At 49.9% G+C, this 17866-nt stretch carries 19 protein-coding genes; 11 read left to right on the top strand and 8 right to left on the bottom strand.

What is annotated here, in order from left to right; genetic code table 11:
- Positions 1 to 98: 98 nt before the first annotated feature.
- Positions 99 to 851, top strand: a complete 753-nt coding sequence (locus ACTJJJ_RS25165; protein ID WP_440703376.1) for a GDSL-type esterase/lipase family protein — start codon at positions 99 to 101, stop codon at positions 849 to 851.
- Between the two features lie 116 nt (positions 852 to 967).
- On the opposite strand, the gene ACTJJJ_RS25160 is transcribed toward ACTJJJ_RS25165, so the two are convergent.
- Positions 968 to 1471 (bottom strand): hypothetical protein, encoded by a 504-nt coding sequence (locus ACTJJJ_RS25160; RefSeq protein ID WP_188936853.1) that lies wholly within the window; start codon positions 1469 to 1471, stop codon positions 968 to 970.
- Positions 1472 to 1623: 152 nt separating this feature from the next.
- Here ACTJJJ_RS25160 and ACTJJJ_RS25155 point away from each other — a divergent pair, with 152 nt between their 5' ends.
- The gene (locus ACTJJJ_RS25155) at positions 1624 to 1992 is read left to right on the top strand and encodes a hypothetical protein (protein WP_188936851.1); all 369 of its coding nucleotides are present in this window, start codon (positions 1624 to 1626) and stop codon (positions 1990 to 1992) included.
- Between the two features lie 51 nt (positions 1993 to 2043).
- Here the strand turns inward: ACTJJJ_RS25155 and ACTJJJ_RS25150 are convergent, their stop codons facing one another.
- Both ACTJJJ_RS25150 and ACTJJJ_RS25145 read right to left on the bottom strand, forming a co-directional pair.
- Entirely contained in the window at positions 2044 to 3045 is a 1002-nt protein-coding gene (locus ACTJJJ_RS25150; RefSeq protein WP_440703375.1) for an aldo/keto reductase, read from the bottom strand.
- 154 nt (positions 3046 to 3199) lie between these two features.
- The gene (locus ACTJJJ_RS25145; RefSeq protein WP_188936847.1) at positions 3200 to 4108 is read right to left on the bottom strand and encodes a helix-turn-helix domain-containing protein; all 909 of its coding nucleotides are present in this window, start codon (positions 4106 to 4108) and stop codon (positions 3200 to 3202) included.
- 283 nt (positions 4109 to 4391) lie between these two features.
- Here ACTJJJ_RS25145 and ACTJJJ_RS25140 point away from each other — a divergent pair, with 283 nt between their 5' ends.
- From ACTJJJ_RS25140 to ACTJJJ_RS25110, 7 genes are all read left to right on the top strand, one after another.
- A complete protein-coding gene (locus ACTJJJ_RS25140; RefSeq protein ID WP_440703374.1) occupies positions 4392 to 4892 on the top strand; it encodes a carboxymuconolactone decarboxylase family protein in 501 nt (166 codons plus the stop codon).
- A gap of 16 nt (positions 4893 to 4908) precedes the next feature.
- A complete protein-coding gene (locus ACTJJJ_RS25135; RefSeq protein WP_440703373.1) occupies positions 4909 to 5709 on the top strand; it encodes an isocitrate lyase/PEP mutase family protein in 801 nt (266 codons plus the stop codon).
- A 134-nt stretch (positions 5710 to 5843) separates the two neighbouring features.
- Positions 5844 to 6422 (top strand): helix-turn-helix domain-containing protein, encoded by a 579-nt coding sequence (locus tag ACTJJJ_RS25130; protein ID WP_426291939.1) that lies wholly within the window; start codon positions 5844 to 5846, stop codon positions 6420 to 6422.
- Between the two features lie 303 nt (positions 6423 to 6725).
- Positions 6726 to 7430 (top strand): HAD-IA family hydrolase, encoded by a 705-nt coding sequence (locus ACTJJJ_RS25125; RefSeq protein ID WP_188936838.1) that lies wholly within the window; start codon positions 6726 to 6728, stop codon positions 7428 to 7430.
- Between the two features lie 30 nt (positions 7431 to 7460).
- The gene (locus ACTJJJ_RS25120; protein ID WP_440703372.1) at positions 7461 to 8588 is read left to right on the top strand and encodes a TIGR03364 family FAD-dependent oxidoreductase; all 1128 of its coding nucleotides are present in this window, start codon (positions 7461 to 7463) and stop codon (positions 8586 to 8588) included.
- Between the two features lie 18 nt (positions 8589 to 8606).
- Entirely contained in the window at positions 8607 to 9965 is a 1359-nt protein-coding gene (locus ACTJJJ_RS25115) for an aspartate aminotransferase family protein (protein ID WP_440703371.1), read from the top strand.
- Between the two features lie 21 nt (positions 9966 to 9986).
- Entirely contained in the window at positions 9987 to 11288 is a 1302-nt protein-coding gene (locus ACTJJJ_RS25110) for a DUF5690 family protein (RefSeq protein WP_188936831.1), read from the top strand.
- An 88-nt stretch (positions 11289 to 11376) separates the two neighbouring features.
- On the opposite strand, the gene ACTJJJ_RS25105 is transcribed toward ACTJJJ_RS25110, so the two are convergent.
- Positions 11377 to 11598 (bottom strand): hypothetical protein, encoded by a 222-nt coding sequence (locus ACTJJJ_RS25105; protein ID WP_188936829.1) that lies wholly within the window; start codon positions 11596 to 11598, stop codon positions 11377 to 11379.
- A 269-nt stretch (positions 11599 to 11867) separates the two neighbouring features.
- Between ACTJJJ_RS25105 and nhaA the strand changes: the two genes are divergently transcribed.
- Positions 11868 to 13037, top strand: a complete 1170-nt coding sequence (gene nhaA / locus ACTJJJ_RS25100; RefSeq protein WP_440703370.1) for a Na+/H+ antiporter NhaA — start codon at positions 11868 to 11870, stop codon at positions 13035 to 13037.
- 12 nt (positions 13038 to 13049) lie between these two features.
- Here the strand turns inward: nhaA and ACTJJJ_RS25095 are convergent, their stop codons facing one another.
- Complete coding sequence (locus ACTJJJ_RS25095; protein WP_440703369.1) at positions 13050 to 13556, bottom strand: hypothetical protein; 507 nt, start codon at positions 13554 to 13556, stop codon at positions 13050 to 13052.
- Between the two features lie 62 nt (positions 13557 to 13618).
- Here ACTJJJ_RS25095 and nfi point away from each other — a divergent pair, with 62 nt between their 5' ends.
- Positions 13619 to 14359 (top strand): deoxyribonuclease V, encoded by a 741-nt coding sequence (gene nfi, locus ACTJJJ_RS25090; RefSeq protein ID WP_440703368.1) that lies wholly within the window; start codon positions 13619 to 13621, stop codon positions 14357 to 14359.
- Between the two features lie 286 nt (positions 14360 to 14645).
- On the opposite strand, the gene ACTJJJ_RS25085 is transcribed toward nfi, so the two are convergent.
- From ACTJJJ_RS25085 to ku, 3 genes are read right to left on the bottom strand one after another with little or no spacing between them, the layout of a single operon-like run.
- The gene (locus ACTJJJ_RS25085; RefSeq protein ID WP_426291934.1) at positions 14646 to 15812 is read right to left on the bottom strand and encodes a glycoside hydrolase family 18 protein; all 1167 of its coding nucleotides are present in this window, start codon (positions 15810 to 15812) and stop codon (positions 14646 to 14648) included.
- Positions 15813 to 15864: 52 nt separating this feature from the next.
- On the bottom strand, positions 15865 to 16764 hold the full coding sequence (ligD, locus tag ACTJJJ_RS25080; protein WP_440703367.1) for a non-homologous end-joining DNA ligase: 900 nt from the start codon (positions 16762 to 16764) through the stop codon (positions 15865 to 15867).
- Entirely contained in the window at positions 16761 to 17534 is a 774-nt protein-coding gene (ku, locus tag ACTJJJ_RS25075; protein WP_440703366.1) for a non-homologous end joining protein Ku, read from the bottom strand. The genes ligD and ku overlap by 4 nt, the downstream gene beginning before the upstream one ends.
- Between the last annotated feature and the right edge of the window lie 332 nt (positions 17535 to 17866).

The following is a 17866-nucleotide window of genomic DNA, read 5'->3' as shown; positions in this document are numbered from 1 at the left end:
AGGTAAAAATGATCTCCCCTTTTCCGGTAGTATTTGGAGCGCACGTCTTTTCTAAGACATTATCTGAATATTTAATCGCTCCAATCCCGCCATATCCGATGAAGCTCAAAACACTTGTTGCCGTATTCCTGCTGATTTCTTTAAACGTTTTTTCTCAGGCCAAACTGAGCATTGTTTTTATCGGTAACAGCATCACGCAAGGCAAAGGAGGAGATAACGGTGTGCCGCCACCGACGCACGCGGTCAACTATTTGAAAGAACAAAAAGGCGTCGATGACGTTTTGTATGCCAACGTCGGCCGGAGTGGCTCTACAACGGTCGACTGGCTTCCGGGAACCGGCAAATATTTCACCCTTGCTACCGCAGCAGCCGACAGTTTGTATCTTAAAAAAGACCACCAGCTGTTATTTTCGATGAAATTAGGGACAAATGACAGCGCGATAGAAGGGCCGAACGGATCACCGATTTCGAAGGAAAATTACAAAGCCAATGTACAAACGATCGTTTCAGAGTTGCTGAAACGGTATCCGGGCAGCAAAGTAATCATTCATCACCCTATTTGGTACAGCACCAATACTTACAATCGTTCGAAATACCTGGCGGAGGGTTTGGAGCGGCTTCAAACTTACATTCCGGAGCTAGACGCGCTGATCAGCGAATACAAAACCACCGAACCCGGTCGGGTTTTTAAAGGCGATACCAAAGCTTTTAAATACTTCAAAAAGCATTATCTCAAACTCTTCAAGCCGGAAAACGGGCAGCAGGGCGTGTTTTATCTGCACCCCAATGTGGAAGGGGTAGCGGTACTGGGCGAGTACTGGGGAAAAGCAATCAAGAAAAAGGTACTGTAACCCATGGCATCCCGCGAAACCATCGCGGCCCGGGCGACCGGCGCAGGCGCGCGTTCGTGTGGGGTGTGATGTGTTGAAGATCTTGGATTTGAGGCATAGTCGGCCCGAAGCCTCACCTAATCCTTCCTTACAGGCTTCAAGCCTTTCATCGCCTTCAATCCGATAGCCGGGCTTTGCGCGGGAAGGGACAGCAGTTTCTCTTCCGTTTCCGGCTTAATGTATTCCCGGTAGCCGGCCAGGTAGCGCTCGATGATGAAGTCCTCTTCCCGCTCGAACTGCACCGAGGGTTGGCCGACGAGCGCGGAAATGTTGTACAGCTTTTTGTGCCAGATCAATGCGTTCAGATTGCCATCAAAATGGTAATGGTTTTCAAAACCACGGTCGAATTTGAAAACGATCGGCTTGCCCGAGTTGGCGAGGAGACTTTCGGGAGTGCCTGTGAGCGTGATGGGGATATAGGTCTTTTTGTCGTAAATAAACCCTCCGTGGGTGTTTTTGATATATTCCCGCATTTGTCGCGGCGCGTCGCCTACCAGCAGCACATCGACGAGCAGGATATGCTCAGTTGAATAAAACTGGCCGGGATTCTGGATTAGCGGGAGTTGGGAGATTCGGATCATGAATGATTATTCCTTGTGTGGGCGTAAAATTAGCTAACATTCCCATTGTCACAATCATCCCCGGAGAGGTGTGAATTGGATATGACATTTTTTGTAAAATCATTTGTTGCAGTAAATCTGGCGGGATATATTGAGCGCAAATAATAGTCACCATGGTAAAAACATACAGATTTATCGCGCTCCTCGGCGATGGTCGCGAAAGGTATAGCGACAAAGAATTGAATGCAGAATGGCCCACCGAGCCGATCGTGATCGATGCATTCGGGTTTTCGGATGTGTACCGGTATTCGGGCGTGGTTTTCCTGAATGAAGAATGGTTTGCGAAGTACAGCAAAACCTGGCGTGATGATACCGCCGAGATTGATAAGCTACTGGTGAACCTGATCAAATACTCAGCCAAAGACGTTCACTCCGAAAACCTGACTAAAATTAAAAGCTACCTGGCTTCCCCGCCCGAAACGGTCGAAGAAGCCGTGGCGCTTTGGAGAACTTTTTATGATCCTTCCTTAAAAACCATTTAGGTCTGGTGCTAATTGCTCCGGTTTATTCTCCGGGTTTCGACCCGGGGAATATTAATGATTAACCATTTTCATAGCACCCTCGCTGTAACGGGCCCCGGTGTCGGGGTAGCGAGCTATGAGGGTGTCGATGGTTTTCAGGTCTTCGGCAGAGAGACTTACTTCGAGCGCTCCTGCATTGTCTTCCAGGTATTTGCGCTTTTTCGTGCCGGGGATCGGGATTATGTCGTCGCCTTGCGCGAGAACCCATGCGAGCGCCAGCTGCGCCGGCGTGCATTGCTTGCCCGCGGCGATTTCGGCAAAGCCGCTTACCAGTTTCGCATTGTTGTCGGCCACGTTTTCCTGGTATCGGGGCAGTGAACGGCGAAAGTCGCTCTCTGCCAGCGTGTCGGTGTTCAATGTGTTGGTAACGAGCCCTCTGGCAAGTGGGGAGTAGGGTATAAGTGAAATGCCCAGCTCGCGAACGGTATCGAGTATCGTTCCTTCCACATCACGGGTAATCACCGAGTATTCGCTCTGTAATGCGGCGATCGGATGCACGGCGTGGGCCTTGCGGAGGGATGCCGCAGAGGCTTCGCTCAGGCCGAGGTAACGAACTTTACCTTCCTTCACGAGTTCTGCCATGGCGCCCACCATTTCTTCCACGGGCACATTGGGATCGACGCGATGGGCATAATAAAGGTCGATCGTATCGATTTTTAGTCTTTTCAGACTGTTTTCGACAGCGACTTTCATCCAGGCTGGCGAGCCGTCGAAGTACGCGCCAGCAGAGTTGCGCGGCGTGTTGGCGCTTTCGCCATAGCGGAAACCGAATTTGGTAGCTATAAAAATCTTGTCGCGGTTCGGTACGAGGACCTGGGATATCAATTTCTCGTTTTCGCCATTGGCGTACATGTCGGCCGTATCCCAGAAATTGATTCCGAGGTCGAGGGCGCGGTGTAATGTGGCGATGCTCTCCATGTCGTCGGTGGGTCCGTAGGCAAAGCTCATGCCCATGCAGCCTAATCCGATCGCGGATAATTTTTCTTCTGTTTTTCCAAGGCTTCTGTATTGCATCTGTTTGTTGGCTATCGGCCGGACGCCCCCGGCTATCAGCGGTGGGCCATCGGCCGGGTGGATGATGTAATTATTCAGAATAGTTCTGACAGTACAAAACTACTTGCAGGCGCTGGCTGGTGCTTTATAGTTTTCAAACAGATCTTTATAAATATCACACAGCTCTGGCGCGTACGTTTCCGGGTGTGAGGCCTGTCTGTTTTTTGAAGAAAATATTGAAATAGGCGGGATATTCGAAGCCAAGGCTATAAGCGATTTCGGATACATTCCAGTTGGTATGGTTAAGCAACGCCTGCGCTTCCTTGGTAATGCGCGCCGAGATATGCTCTGTCGTCGTCTTTCCCGTGATCTCTTTCACCGAACGGTTCAGATGGTTGGCATGTACCGAGAGACTTTGGGCATAATCATTGGCTGTTTTCAACCTCAACGCATTTTCGGGCGTGTCGATCGGGAATTGCCTTTCGAGGAGCTCCATAAACAACGAAGTGATTCGCGCCGATGCATTGGTCTGCCGTTCAAATGTTTCAGCGGGCTGCATTTTCATCGCTTCGTGGATGATCAGGTGTAGGTAATTGCGCAGCATACCATATTTGTGCGGGTAATCCGACTCGATCTCGGTCATCATCTTTCCAAATATCATCGACAGCTCCTTTTGCTGCTTTTCGTTGACAAAATAGACGGGATTTGCCCCGATTTTGAAGAGCGGAGAATCCTGCAAAAAGTCCTTCCGCTCCGCGGGATGGACGAAAGTTTCCGTAAATAATGTAAACCAGCCAAGCTGCGACTCCGAGATCGCCTCCCACGAATAGGGTACCACCGGGTTGGAAAAAAGCAATGCCGGACGGTCAATCTCGATCCATTTATCGGCATAATGCAGGCGGCCGGTGCCGATGATAAAGGAAACTTTATAAAAGTCGCGGCGGCTGTACGGCGTCTTTTTATAACACGAGTTTCTTTCAAACACATTGAAATGTCCGATGCCGGCATTGTTCAGCGACAGGTCCGCTGGATTCGCATGTGGGACGCGGCGGTAAAATTCCTGGATAGATTCGGTATGGCTCATAACGCAATATTATAAAATTCAAATAACAGATGCCATTGCGAAAGTTTCAGAAACGCGGGAATTAACTGCTTTTTAATTTCGAAGCAAGTCGCCTTTTATGGAGATTGGACTAGGCGTTTTGTGTTAAAATGGATCACTTGGGTGGTCCGGGCGGTTTTTAATTTTGAATGACTGAATGATTAAATGACCGAATATTTTTCGCTCCTAATCAGTCATCATACCCGGCGCCCGGTCAATCATTCAGTCATTTTGTTATTCAAAATTCAGTCATTCAAAATTCACCATGTCCCACCGCAAACCAACCAGTGAACTAACTCCCAGGGCCTTCACGGCTGTGCGGGAGCTTGAAAAGTACGTGGCCTCGACGGGTCTCGATAAGGTGCATTATAAACTGATCAAAATCCGTGCTTCGCAAATCAATGGGTGCGGTTTTTGTCTGGATATGCATGCGCGCGCCGCCCGTGAGATGGGCGTAAGCGAGCAGCGTATATATATGCTGAGCGCGTGGCGCGAGGCGGATATTTATTCAGAAGAAGAAAAGGCGATCCTGGCGCTTACCGAGCAGGTAACGCTCATCAGTCAGGGTGGCGTGAGCGACGTTGTTTATAACCGCGCTGTGGAGCTGCTGGGCGAGGAATATACGAAGGCCGTTGTGATGGGCGTGGTGGCGATCAGCGCCTGGAACCGAATCATGATCACCGATCAGGTGGTCGCCACTGCGGTGGCCGCCACTGCGGTGGCCGCCATTGCGGTGGGTGTTAATGCACTGGAAAATTATGTTTAATAGTCGTCCCATTCGAATGAGCAGTCAGTCGGAGAAGGCTGACTTACTTAAAAAGCTGCACCATAGCGGCAAAATGCTCGTCCTGCCGAATATCTGGGATGCTGGCGGCGCAATATTGCTCGAAAAACTGGGTTATCCGGCCGTGGCGACGGCCAGCGCGGCCATTGCCGCAGCGCACGGCTATGACGATGGCGAGCAGATTCCCTTTGATCTGCTGGTGGCCATTGTGGCGCAGATCGCCAAATCGGTGAACGTGCCGGTTACGGTGGATATGGAAGCGGGTTATGCAGCTGATAACGAGACGCTGAAATCGAATATCCGCCGCCTGATCGCCGCTGGCGTGGCTGGTATAAATATAGAGGATACCGACGTACTCACGCGCGAAATGTTGCCCGTCGGTGAGCAGGTGGAAAAACTGAAACTGATAGGGCGGGTGGCCGAGCGGGAGAATACCAGGTTGTATATCAATGCCCGCACGGATGTTTTTCTGGTAATGCCCGATTTGCCGGAAGATCAGAAACTCGCGCTTGCAATCGAGCGCGGGCGCGCGTACACGGAGGCCGGTGCTCACGGCATCTACCCTATCTTTGCAACCGAGGAAGAAACGGTCAAAACGCTGGTAAATGCATTGAAGGTGCCTGTAAATATACTGGCAAAAGGCGATGCGCCCGACCTGAATGTGCTTCAAAAGCTAGGTGTGGCACGGGTGAGTTTTGGCCCGAACGTGCACCGTGCGATGTTACTGTCAATGGAAGCGCTATTGAAAAACGTGAAGGAAAGCCTGAGCCACCACCCGGTGACAGGGCTGCTCACATGACCAAACTATTATTTTACGTATACCATTGGATCTCCCGGCGGCCGCAACCGGGAGATTTTCTATTTTTAGACCAAAATTAGAAGTTACTTTGTTCCTATATTCAACAAACTTAACCGGTTATCACACTCAGGGCTATGCAGGAAGACATTCTTTTTCAGATCAGCAATAAATTAAAAGAAGTCAGGAAAGGTAAGGGCGTTACCCTGCAGGAGATTGCCGACGAGGCGGGTGTAACGAAAAGTCTGGTTTCTCAGATCGAAAATAGCCGCACTATCCCTTCGCTACCGGTCATGTTGGGGTTGATCAAAGCGCTGGATATCGACCTGAATGTGTTTTTTAAGGATATTATTTCGACCGCCCCCGGCGAAAGTGTGCTGATCCGGCGAAAAGAGGAATACCAGCCTTTCACGAAAGAGAATGCGAAAGGTTACTTCTACCAGAGAATATTCAGCAAACAATTCAAGGATAACCATATCGACGTCGTGCTGCTGCGACTCGAAAAAGACGCGAAGCGGCCGATGGTGCGTACCAACGCGTTTGAGTTCAAATATATGCTGTCCGGGGCGGTGGAGTACACCGTCGGAAAGAACAAGTACATCCTGAATCAGGGCGATTCGATGTTTTTTGACGCCAATGAGCTACATAACCTCAAATGCCACGAATGTGACGAGGCGATGCTGCTGGTTATCTACTTCTTCAACGAGGCGCAGTAGGCCTTTCGGAAATCTATTTTGTTAAATATTAATTAACATTTACTTAACTTTTGACTGAATCTGGTTCGCTAGTTTTGCGGTGATGAGGGTTTTGTTATGTCTAATTTTAAATATTAGTTAACTTTTTCTTGCACTTAAAAAGATTTTCAAGTATTTTTCAGCTGTAAACCAATGTATGTGTCGGAGTTGAAATGTTTAAGTTAAATTTTACTAAACATTTGAGGCCAAAAGGTCCTGAAACCCGAAAGCCGACAGGGATTGCGAGAAAGTTAAGTATTAGTTCACCAATTATACCAAGTGAAGATGTCGATAGAACTGGTAGTTTTCGATATGGCAGGTACGACTGTCAGAGACAAAAATTTTGTAGGGATCGCGTTTCAGCAAGCCATGCTGTCGCAGGGATATGAAATCGCGATCGAAAATGTGAACCCGCTGATGGGTTACGAGAAGCCGCTGGCGATTAAAATGATGCTGGAAGTGCGCGAGCCCGACAAGTCAAAGATTACCGAAGCGCTGGTAGATGCCATTCACACCCATTTCGTAAACGGGATGATCGATTTCTACAAAACGACCACCGAAATTGCACCGCTGCCGAATGTAGAGGAAACTTTCAGCGCGCTTCGTGAAGAGGGGGTGAAAATTGCGTTGAATACGGGTTTCTCCCGCGACATTGCCGACGTGATTGTAAGCAGACTAGGTTGGGAAGATAAGATAGATTGCCTCGTAGCTAGTGATGAAGTGCCTTTCGGGCGACCTTATCCTGATATGATCCGCAAGATCATGGCCGAACTGGGTATCGAATCGGCTGACCGCATTGCGAAAGTGGGTGATACCGAAGTCGATATTAATGAGGGCATTAATGCAGGCTGCAAATATGTGATCGGGGTTACGACGGGGGCCTTCACCGGTGATGAGCTGCTGCCTTACAAGCCTACCCATATTATCGACGATATTGCGGAGGTTCCCGGCATTATCTCGGCCAGCCACGAAATGGCTGTGAAAGGTTAATTCACTCACATTGATATCTGATTGAAGAGCATGAGTAAATCTGCGATTGTCATCGGGGCAGGAATTGTCGGGTTGGCGACGGCAAGGGCTTTGGCCAGAAGGGGTTATAAAGTAACAGTTATTGAGCGTTCCTCGAAAGCGGTGGGCGCATCTATCCGTAATTTCGGAATGGTATGGCCGATCGGTCAACCGGAAGGTGCATTGTATGAAAGGGCGTTGCATGCCAAGAGTATCTGGAAGGAAACGCTTGCGGGAGCAAAATGCTGGTCGCAGGAAGCGGGAAGCCTGCATATGGCCTACCGTCAGGATGAGCTGGAAGTAATCCAGCAATTTGTGGAAGTAAGTGCGTACCGGCCTGTCGGTTTTCTGAATGCGGAAGAAACGCTGGCGAAATCCCCAGCGGTGAATCCCGAAGGGCTGTTAGGTTCACTGTATTCGGCGGATGAAATGATCGTCGACCCGCGTGAGGCCATTGCGGCCATTCCGGGTTATCTTACCGCCGCATTGGGTGTTACATTTATCTGGGATACTGCTATTTCAAAAGTGGCGTACCCGGCTGTGTATTCAGGTAAAAATAGCTGGTCGGCGGATGAAATCTTCGTTTGCAGCGGACAGGATTTCGAAACACTTTACCCGGATCAGTTTTCTACCGCCCCATTGACCAAATGCAAGTTGCAGATGATGCGTCTCGAAGCCCAGCCCGACGACTGGCGCATCGGTCCGGCGCTGTGCGGAGGGCTGTCTTTTATCCATTACCACGGATTTAAGGCGGCAGCATCGTTGCCCGGCCTGAAAGCCAGGTACGAAAGCGAATATGCCGAATATCTCAAATGGGGTATTCATGTGATGGCGTCGCAAAACGGCCTTGGTGAGATCACAGTGGGCGATTCGCACGAATATGCCCTCACTTTCGACCCGTTCGACCGTGAATTTATCAATACGATGATCCTCGATTACCTGGGGACATTCGCGCAGTTTAAATCGCCGAAAGTGTTCCAGAGCTGGCATGGTATCTATCCCAAAATGACCAATGGTGCAACGGAGATCGTGATTAGGCCCGAAAGCGGCGTGACGATCATTAACGGACTGGGCGGGAACGGTATGACCCTTTCTTTTGGCCTTTGCGATGAAGTAGTTGGCGGAACTTACCGATCTTGAATCTTAATGCATGTTTGCATGGCAGCTGTACACAACCGAACGGAAGGCGACATAAACTTATCATCCGCGCGCCAGGATTGGTATGCGGTCATTAACGACCCTGAGACTTCCGGTTATCTGCACGAGGATGCGGAATATTTTCTGCATCAGTCGCTGTCTACTCCCTGCCTGGACGTGCTCGCTTCTTGTGAGGGTATTTACCTGACCGACGTGCAGGGTAAGCGCTATATGGATTTTCACGGCAACAATGTACACCAGCTCGGCTACCGACACCCTTACGTGATCGAAAAGTTGAAAGAGCAGCTGGATATCCTGCCGTTTTCTCCTCGCCGCTATACCAATGTGTCTGCCATTGAACTGGCCAAAAAGCTCGGTAAACTCATGCCTGGCGACCTCAACCGCGTGCTCTTTGCGCCCGGGGGGACTTCGGCGATCAGCATGGCTTTGAAACTCGCCCGCGTCGTAACGGGTAAGCATAAGGTTGTGTCGCTTTGGGATTCGTTCCACGGCGCTTCGCTGGATGCGATTTCTGCGGGCGGCGAGCTCGATTTTCGGAAGGATATGGGGCCGCTGATGCCCGGTGTGGAGCGCATTCCGCCGCCGATGACTTATCGCGGACCATTCGCTACGGCCGGCAATGGCGATGTTCCTTATGCCGATTACCTGGAATATGTAATTGAAAAAGAGGGTGATATTGGCGCGTTCGTTATTGAAACAATACGTAATACTGATGTGCAAATCCCTTCGCGAGCCTACTGGGAGCGTGTACGCGCGATTTGCACAAAGCATAAAGTGCTGCTCATTCTGGATGAAATTCCTATCGCATTCGGGCGAACCGGTAAAATGTTTGCGTTCGAGCACTATGGCTTCGAGCCTGATATAGTATGCCTGGGCAAAGGACTTGGCGGAGGCGTAATGCCAATGGCCGCTATTGTAGCGCGAGATGGCTACAATGTGGCCCAAAGTGTTTCGCTGGGGCATTTTACCCATGAAAAAAGCCCGCTCGGCAGTGTGGCCGCTCTGGCAATGCTCGATTTTATTGAGCAAAACGACTTGCTCGCCAAGGTGAACGCCGATGCGGACTTCATGCGTAAGGAATTGGAAAAACTGAAAGACAAATATCCGATCATCGGCGAGGTTCGTGGGATAGGGCTTTTGTGGGGAGTGGAGCTCGTAAAGGACCGCGAGACGAAAGAGAAGGCGGTGCTCGAAGCGGAAGCGGTTATGTATGAATGCCTTAAAAATGGTTTGAGTTTCAAGGTGTCACAAGGAAATGTGGTGCAGCTTTCGCCTCCACTGATTATAACCCGCGAGCAACTCACGGAAGCATTGCGGATTCTGGAAAAAGCCATCGAAACGGCTTCGGTTTTGGTATAAAAAACTCAACATTTTGACCACATGCGCCTGAAAGAAGCACTTACTCGATCGAATACGTTTTTTATCATTTGGGCTGTCATCGCTTCGTTCGGGGCATATTTTTGCATGTATGCTTTCCGTAAGCCGTTCAATGCGGGGCTTTACCAGGGGCTCGAACTCGGCAACGTGAGCTATAAAGCGATCCTGATCATTTCGCAGGTAGCAGGTTACACGCTGTCCAAGTTTGCGGGTATCAAAGTGATTTCGGAGTTGAAACACAATGCGCGGGTGAAGCTGGTAATAGGGTTGATTCTCGCCGCAGAGCTGGCCCTGTTGTTCTTTGGACTGGTGCCTAATCCTTACAATTTTGTATTCCTTTTTATGAATGGCCTCCCGCTGGGGATGGTGTGGGGCGTGGTGTTCAGCTTTCTCGAAGGTAGGCGGTTTACCGAAATGCTCTCGATGGGGCTCAATATCAGTGTCGTTATCGCGTCGGGGGTTCTTAAAACCACCTACATAGAAGTTCATGCCCTATTTCCCGGTATTACGGAATTCTGGATGCCGTTTTTGATGGGCTTACTTTTCCTGCCGCTGTTCCTGCTGTTCGTGTGGATGCTTTCGGTGATTCCGAAGCCGACAGACGAGGATATTGCCTTACGCACGGAGCGCGTACCCATGACGAGCGAGGATAAGCGGCTGGTCATGCGGCAATTTGGCTTCCCGATCGTCTGCCTGGTTATTTTCTACGCTACGCTGGTCGTCGTCCGCGATTTCCGCGACAATTTCACAATCGAAATCTGGAACGAAATCGATTCGCATTGGGGTAGCGGCGTACTTACCACCACCGAAATGATCACCGGTATTGTGGTGCTCGTAATCATCGGCGCACTAGCATTTGTGCGGGATAATCTGACTGGCTTCAAATTGGCATATCTGATCCTTTTCGCCGGCATTACCCTGATCGGCGTTGGGACGCTGCTGTTCGAGAAGTCGCTGATTAGTGGCTTCTACTGGATGTTGCTGGTTGGGCTTGGGTTGTTTTTGGCATACACCGTGCTGCAAACCGTCGTTTTCGAACGCATGATCGCATTGTTCCGCATTAAGGCCAATGCGGGGTATTTCGTATACATCTGCGAAAGTATTGGTTATATGGGCAGCGTGGGGCTGCTGCTGTATAAGGAGTTTTTTATGAAAGACCTGAGCTGGTCGCGGGTGCTGATGCAGTTCTCCTACCTGCAATTCTGCCTCGGGTTGCTGCTGTTGGCGGTGAGTAATAACTACTTCGATAAATATCGCGCCGGTCGTTCGGCACACAAGAGCGGTACGCCTTTCGTAGCTGCATAGCTGCGCCGCAAACAGGGCATAAAAAAAGGAGGTGCAATTGCCCTCCTTTTTAACATCTCAATTTCACCTTTTCAATTTCTGCTATTCTTTATTTGGTCGCTTTCAGATCCACAATGGCTGCTTTCTGAGCCGGTGTTTGCGTTTTATATGGGTTCACTTTCGTCGCTTTCGGTGGTGCCGGAGTTTCTACTATTGGGGTCGATACTGGCAACGTATTCTTGATGGTATTGGTTGATTTATTGTCGTCCGCAAATGCAACTGAACTGGTCAATGCGATAACGCTAACGAGGGTTGTGATCAAAGTCTTCATAGCTCTATTTATTTTTGTTTCTTGTCTTTGTCTTATTTGATGATGCAAATATAAATGGTATTTTATGAATGGTAAGGTATTTATTCAATGAGTGATCGAACGGCTACTTGAATGGTTTTTATTGGTGATGAGTGATTTAACGGCATTTGTTTTGATTTTATTTTTTGAAATATTCAAATATAACCAAACCTGTTAATGAGATGGTTTTTATTGTAAAAGTACAATATATTTAAAAATTGTGATTGGGGGCGATTTGCTATATTGGTGGCATGGCTAAAATGATCAACCTCAAACCCTTCAAAGAGTTTATACAATCGGAGTCGCTAGGCGGCGTGATACTGATCATCAGCGTGATCGTGTCTCTCCTGATTGCCAACTCATCTTTCGCCGGTGCATTCGAAAACCTGCTGTCTACTCAACTAGGCTTCCAAACCGGAAGCGTCCATTTGCGCTACCCTGCGCTTCAATGGATCAACGACGGGCTGATGGCCATTTTCTTTCTGCTCGTAGGGCTGGAAATCAAAAGGGAGCTGGTGGAAGGCGAACTGTCGTCCTTTAAAAAAGCGGCACTGCCAATTTTTGCGGCAATAGGGGGTGTGCTGGCACCGGCCACGATTTACTTTTTGGTTAATAAAGGCACCAACACGGCGGCGGGGTGGGGCATTCCCATGGCCACCGACATCGCCTTTGCGATTGCGATTATCACACTTCTGGGTAAAAAAGTGCCGCCTTCGCTCAGAATCTTCCTCGCAGCACTCGCCATTGTAGATGACCTGATGGCCATTCTGGTGATTGCTGTTTTCTATTCCTCGGAGCTGCATTACAACTACCTGCTCTATGCGGGAGGAGTTTTTGCGGTATTGATGGCGATGAACCGTGCAGGGGTCAAACACCTGGCGGCCTACCTCATTCCGGGCGCATTCATCTGGTATTTTGTACATCACTCGGGCGTCCACGCGACCATCGCCGGCGTGCTCACGGCCTTTGCGATCCCCACCACGCCCGACGCGCAAGAATCGGCGCTCGAAAAGCTGGAACATATCCTGGTCAAGCCGGTGAACTTTCTCATCATGCCGGTTTTCGCATTAGCCAACACCAATATCACTTTCGAAGCGGGTATGCTCGAAGGCCTCACCACCTCGCTCGGGGTGGGCATCGTGCTGGGATTGGTGATAGGCAAGCCTCTGGGTATCGGTATTCTGTCCTGGCTGACGGTGAAGTTAGGCATCAGCTGTATGCCCAGCCAGGCTGGCTGGGCGCATATTATCGGCGTAGGAATGCTAGGTGGGATCGGGTTTACGATGTCGGTTTTTATCGCATTACTGTCCTTCCCGGGCGAGCACGTGATCCTGTCGGAAGCAAAATTCTCCATTCTTACCGGCTCTATCCTTTCGGGGATATTGGGCTATGTAATGCTAAGCAGCGTGAGCAAAAGGTAAGTTCGGCAGCGCTTATTCGGACTTACTTTTAACAAGAATGTAATCCAGATCACCGCTTTTGGAAAACGCGCTAATCTGGGTGTATTTCTGGTAGTTGTCCCACGTTTTTACACCGTCCTCGTCGACATTCGGCACGATATTCTCGTTCAGGTTAAGTAGCCCCAGGATACTTCGGTTTTCGAAAGGGTAGTCGGCCAGCTTGTTCAGTCTGATCTGGTCGGCGATGTCGTTGATGTAGATAATTTCGACCTTTCCGTCGCGGTAGCTGATGCGCGGGCATTTTTCACAGCCGGCTTTTTCATCTGTATAAAAACTCAGGAGTTGGCCTTTGCCGAGAATCGCCGCCACTTCCAGCTCGTTTCGCATGGCAACCTGCGGCAGGTCCAGCGCGACGATGACCGTCGCGTTTTCGTCGTGTTCGTCCAGGACGTAGAATTTGACAAAAATGGCAATGAGTATTACGACGAACGAAATGAATTTCCAGTTCGCCCATTTGCGTCTGACGGAGGTCTGTTCCATGGAGGTGGCGTAGTTTTTGAATAGATAGGGTAAATAACTTTCACACACAACCACGAAATATCATGCCAGACTTTTTGAACCGGATGGTTATCACGCCCGAGCTGAACTACGACCAGCTGACGATCGCCGAGGCGACGCTTATTCAGCAGCAGCTGCGTGGGCATTTAAATCTGGAACCATTACAAATCGAGGCCAAAACGATCGCAGGCGCAGATATTTCACTCGATCTTTACAGTGAGACCGTTTATGCGGGATTGGTGGTAATGAGTTACCCCGACCTGCAACCGATCGCCTATTCACTTGTGAAAAGCAGCACGATATTCCCCTATGTTCCCGGTTACCTCGCGTTTCGCGAGATTCCAGCCATTCTGAAAGCCTACGAACAACTTCCTGTGAAGCCTGACATCGTGATGTTCGATGGAAACGGCATTTTGCATGCCCGCAGAATGGGTATCGCTTCCCACTTTGGCGTCATTACCGACGCCATCACAATGGGCTGCGCCAAGAAGAAGCTCGCCGGACAATATGTCGACCCTGGCCCTTCAAAAGGGGAATACACGCAAGTAACCGATAAAGGCGAGGTAATCGGCTACGCGGTACGGACCAAGGACAATGTCAAACCCGTGTTTATCTCACCGGGTCACCAGATGAGCCTCGAAGACAGCCTCACCCTGGCACTCAAATGTACCGGTAAGCACCGCCTTCCCGAGCCCACGCGCCGCGCACACGAGTGCGTGAACCGATTCAGGATTGGGACACTAACCGAAGGTTACCACGAGTTTGATAGCTGGACGCTCTTTTGAGCTGCCCGTGAGGGGAAGCAGGGGCCTTCCTGTCGCTCCCGGCGGCGGCGTTATCGCTCCGGTGTCGCCGTTGCTATCGCACTCGGCGTTGCCGCCGCTATCGCTCCGGTGTCGCCGCTGCTATCGCACTCGGCGTTGCCGCTGCTATCGCACTCGGCGTTGCCGCTGCTATCGCACTCGGCGTTGCCGCCGCTATCGCTCCGGTGTCGCCGCCGCTATCGCTTCGGTGTCGCCGCCGCTATCGCTCCCGCTCGCCGGTCTCGCCTCCCAAGGTTGAAACCTTGGGTTATTTGAGCGACTTATCGATCTCGTTTAGGAGGTACTTTTTGGGATCGGAATCGTACTCCCAGAACATGACACCGCCAAGTTTATTGGCCAGTACATATTTGCATTTTTCCCTTACTGATTCCTCGTCGTCATAGCTCAGCACATCGCCTGTTTCCGCATTGAGCAGGTAGGGTGCTTTGGCCACGGTGTCACGGTATTCTTTATAGCCTTTTTTGTTAACCAAACTATCCTTGATGTAGGAATAGCCATCGATATATTGCTGCTTCACCTGCTTTTGCCCCAACCCTTTTTCGAGCTTCGAGACCGTGAACATCCGGCCGTAGAACGGCAGGCCAACCACTAGTTTCTCCATAGGTACACCCGCGGCATGGAAGCCCTTTACAGCATTATCTACCGATTTGGCTGTTTTGTAGCTATTAGAAGGGTATAAGCTCGCGTGGTGAACGGCTGTGTCGCCCTGGAACAAGTCGTAGGTCATCAGGTTTACATAATCCAGGTAACGCTGCGCTTTGCCCATTTCGGTAGCTTTCAGGAATTCTACCCAGCCGGCCACAGCGGTGGTAAGCAGTTTTTTCTTGCCTGTTTCTTCTTCCAACAGGTCGAGCTCGTTGCGGATTGCGTGGAACATCTCGGTGTAGTTCTGCTTGTCCTCGGGACGGAAAACGTTACCGTCCTCACCGGGCAGGGCAGGGTATTCCCAGTCAATATCTACGCCGTCGAGATTGTATTTTTTGATGATTGCCACACTGCTTTTCGCGAACACTTTACGAGACGAGTCGGTAAGTACCGCGTCGGAGAAGTTCTCACTCCATGCCCAGCCGCCGATGGAAATCAGAATTTTCAGGTCGGGATTGTCGGCTTTAAGCAGATTAAGCTGGCGGAAGTTGGTCGTGTCGGTTTTTTCATTGCTGAGGAATGCCTTGCCATCTTTAATGTCGACAAACGCGTAGTTAATGTGCGTCAGCATTTTGGCTTCAATATTGCCGGTGTTCAATAAGCCGTGGAAACCGCCGACATAACCTATCACCACAGGGCGGTTCGTGGAATCCGACGAGCCTTCATCTTTTTTGTCGGACGAGCAACTGTTCAGCAACAGCAAAGGGGCAATGAGGAGCACCATCAGCAAAGCGATGCCAATGTTTTTTTGAGCGGGAATCAGGCGCATGGTATTAGTTTTTGTTTGAAGGCTTAAATTAAGCACACCTGCAAATCATCTCCTAATCCTGCGCGGGGAGCGAAAGCTTTTGTAAAGCCTTATTGAGGTTAATACCCCTGCCCAGCACGCCTTTGAAGAGGTCGCCTTTCTTTTCGAGCCGGTCGAAGATATTCTTGATCGTGAAATCCTTTGGGCTCAGGCCATGCGCTACTTCACTCCATTCGAGGGGTGTGGAAACGGTGGCGCCGGGTTTCGGGCGGGCACTGTACGCGCATGCGAGTGTCTGACCAATGCGGTTTTGCAGGTAATCGACGTAAATCTGGTCTTTTCTGCGCTTCGAAAGCGACCTTTCCAGTGTGGTAATCTTCGGTAGGCGTTCGGTGACCATGTGCGCCAGCATTTCCGCGAAGTCGCGGGCCTGGTCATAGTCGTATTTTTTGCCAAATGGAATGTAAACGTGCATTCCGCTCGCGCCGGAAGTTTTGCAGAAGCCTTCGGCATCCATTTCGTCGAGGAGTTGCTTGATGGCCAGCGCCACATCGATCACATCTTCGAATGTATTCTTGTCGGAGGGGTCGATGTCCATGACGATATAATCCGGATTTTCCAGCTTGCCTACGGTCGAGTTCCAGGGATTCATTTCAATACAGCCCAGATTGGCAACATACAGCAGGCTTTCTACATCGTTGACCACGTGGTAGTTCACCATTTTTCCGGTCGACTCAGCTAATATTTCCACAGTTTTGATCCATTCCGGCACCGAATCGCCGGCATCTTTTTGGAAAAAACCTTCGTCTTTTACGCCATTGGGCTGCCTGCGCAGCGAGAGCGGCCGGTTTTTCAAATAAGGTAAAATATAGGGCGCGATGTTACGGTAATAGTCGATCAGCTCGCCTTTCGTAATATGTTCGTCCGGCCAGTAAATTTTTTCCGGATGCGTGATCTCTGCTTTCTTTTTCATGATGCTTTTCTTTTAGGCGCGGTCAGGCTTTCCTTCAACTGCGCCATCAGATCGCGGCTTTTCGAATGCACAACCTTCATTTTGGAAGCAGCCGGTTTTTTGCCTTTCGCTTTGGCCATGATCAGTTCCAGCAATTTCTCATTGTAGGTGTCCTTGTAGTTGGTAATGTCGAAGTCGGTGGTTAGCTGCTCGATGAGTTGCACGGCCATATTCATTTCGGCGGGCTTGATCGTCACATCGGGGATATTCAGCTCGTCGGTGTCACGGATCTCCTCTGCGAACCGAATTTTGTTGAGGATCAACAGGTCTCCCTGCGGCTTGATGAGTACGAGGCTTTCGCGGTTGCGGAGCACGTAGGTACCGAGGCCGCATTTACCGGTTTTTTTCAATGCGTCGCGGAGCAATGCGTACGGTTTCGCGCCCGATTTTTCGGGTTGTAGGTAATAGGGGGTCTCGTAATATATACTGTCGATCTCTTTTTCGTCTACAAACTCCGCTATTTCGATGATCTTCGATTTTTCGGGACTGGCCTTTTCAAAATCGGTTTCATCGAGTACCACGTAATTGTCTTCGACTTTGTAGCCACGGACGATATTTTCCCACTTCACTTCCCGGCCCGTGTTGGCATTCACGCGCTGGAAATGGATATTAGCGTGGTCTTTTTTGTCCAGCATATCGAGGTCAAGCTCGCTGGCTTGCACTGCGCTGAAAAGTTTGACGGGGATATTCACAAGGCCGAACCCGATCGCCCCGGACCATATTGCTCTCATATTTCTTTCGGTTGAAAGTGGTTGATGAGCAAAATCCGTGCCTTTATCAGACGAGTCGTGTGCCGTCATGCGATCAAATTGATAATACTTCCTCAAAAACGGACAACCTGCGCGCTTTTTGAAGGCCATTTTGCGTAGCACCGGTAAATTTTTTTTAAAAAGTTGGCAAAATGCTTGTAATCAATTGTTTGGATTTATATCTTCCTTAAAAGTTACTACGTAAGCCTCCCAAAATTATCCTTATACGTTAGTTGGATTCCGTAATCTGGCATATTTCTTTAATATGTGCTTCGCGAAAACAATTCCACAACAAGACTAACTCTTAAATCGGA

This window comes from Dyadobacter sp. 22481 (assembly GCF_052044875.1).
Lineage (GTDB): Bacteria > Bacteroidota > Bacteroidia > Cytophagales > Spirosomataceae > Dyadobacter > Dyadobacter endophyticus.
This window is presented reverse-complemented; position numbering and strand designations above follow the sequence as displayed.

Coding starts and splice junctions, on each gene's coding strand:
- ACTJJJ_RS25165 (WP_440703376.1), top strand. CDS start 99: ATGAAGCTCAAAACACTTGTTGCCGTATTCCTGCTGATTTCTTTAAAC.
- ACTJJJ_RS25160 (WP_188936853.1), bottom strand. CDS start 1,471: ATGATCCGAATCTCCCAACTCCCGCTAATCCAGAATCCCGGCCAGTTT.
- ACTJJJ_RS25155 (WP_188936851.1), top strand. CDS start 1,624: ATGGTAAAAACATACAGATTTATCGCGCTCCTCGGCGATGGTCGCGAA.
- ACTJJJ_RS25150 (WP_440703375.1), bottom strand. CDS start 3,045: ATGCAATACAGAAGCCTTGGAAAAACAGAAGAAAAATTATCCGCGATC.
- ACTJJJ_RS25145 (WP_188936847.1), bottom strand. CDS start 4,108: ATGAGCCATACCGAATCTATCCAGGAATTTTACCGCCGCGTCCCACAT.
- ACTJJJ_RS25140 (WP_440703374.1), top strand. CDS start 4,392: ATGTCCCACCGCAAACCAACCAGTGAACTAACTCCCAGGGCCTTCACG.
- ACTJJJ_RS25135 (WP_440703373.1), top strand. CDS start 4,909: ATGAGCAGTCAGTCGGAGAAGGCTGACTTACTTAAAAAGCTGCACCAT.
- ACTJJJ_RS25130 (WP_426291939.1), top strand. CDS start 5,844: ATGCAGGAAGACATTCTTTTTCAGATCAGCAATAAATTAAAAGAAGTC.
- ACTJJJ_RS25125 (WP_188936838.1), top strand. CDS start 6,726: ATGTCGATAGAACTGGTAGTTTTCGATATGGCAGGTACGACTGTCAGA.
- ACTJJJ_RS25120 (WP_440703372.1), top strand. CDS start 7,461: ATGAGTAAATCTGCGATTGTCATCGGGGCAGGAATTGTCGGGTTGGCG.
- ACTJJJ_RS25115 (WP_440703371.1), top strand. CDS start 8,607: ATGGCAGCTGTACACAACCGAACGGAAGGCGACATAAACTTATCATCC.
- ACTJJJ_RS25110 (WP_188936831.1), top strand. CDS start 9,987: ATGCGCCTGAAAGAAGCACTTACTCGATCGAATACGTTTTTTATCATT.
- ACTJJJ_RS25105 (WP_188936829.1), bottom strand. CDS start 11,598: ATGAAGACTTTGATCACAACCCTCGTTAGCGTTATCGCATTGACCAGT.
- nhaA (WP_440703370.1), top strand. CDS start 11,868: ATGGCTAAAATGATCAACCTCAAACCCTTCAAAGAGTTTATACAATCG.
- ACTJJJ_RS25095 (WP_440703369.1), bottom strand. CDS start 13,556: ATGGAACAGACCTCCGTCAGACGCAAATGGGCGAACTGGAAATTCATT.
- nfi (WP_440703368.1), top strand. CDS start 13,619: ATGCCAGACTTTTTGAACCGGATGGTTATCACGCCCGAGCTGAACTAC.
- ACTJJJ_RS25085 (WP_426291934.1), bottom strand. CDS start 15,812: ATGCGCCTGATTCCCGCTCAAAAAAACATTGGCATCGCTTTGCTGATG.
- ligD (WP_440703367.1), bottom strand. CDS start 16,764: ATGAAAAAGAAAGCAGAGATCACGCATCCGGAAAAAATTTACTGGCCG.
- ku (WP_440703366.1), bottom strand. CDS start 17,534: ATGAGAGCAATATGGTCCGGGGCGATCGGGTTCGGCCTTGTGAATATC.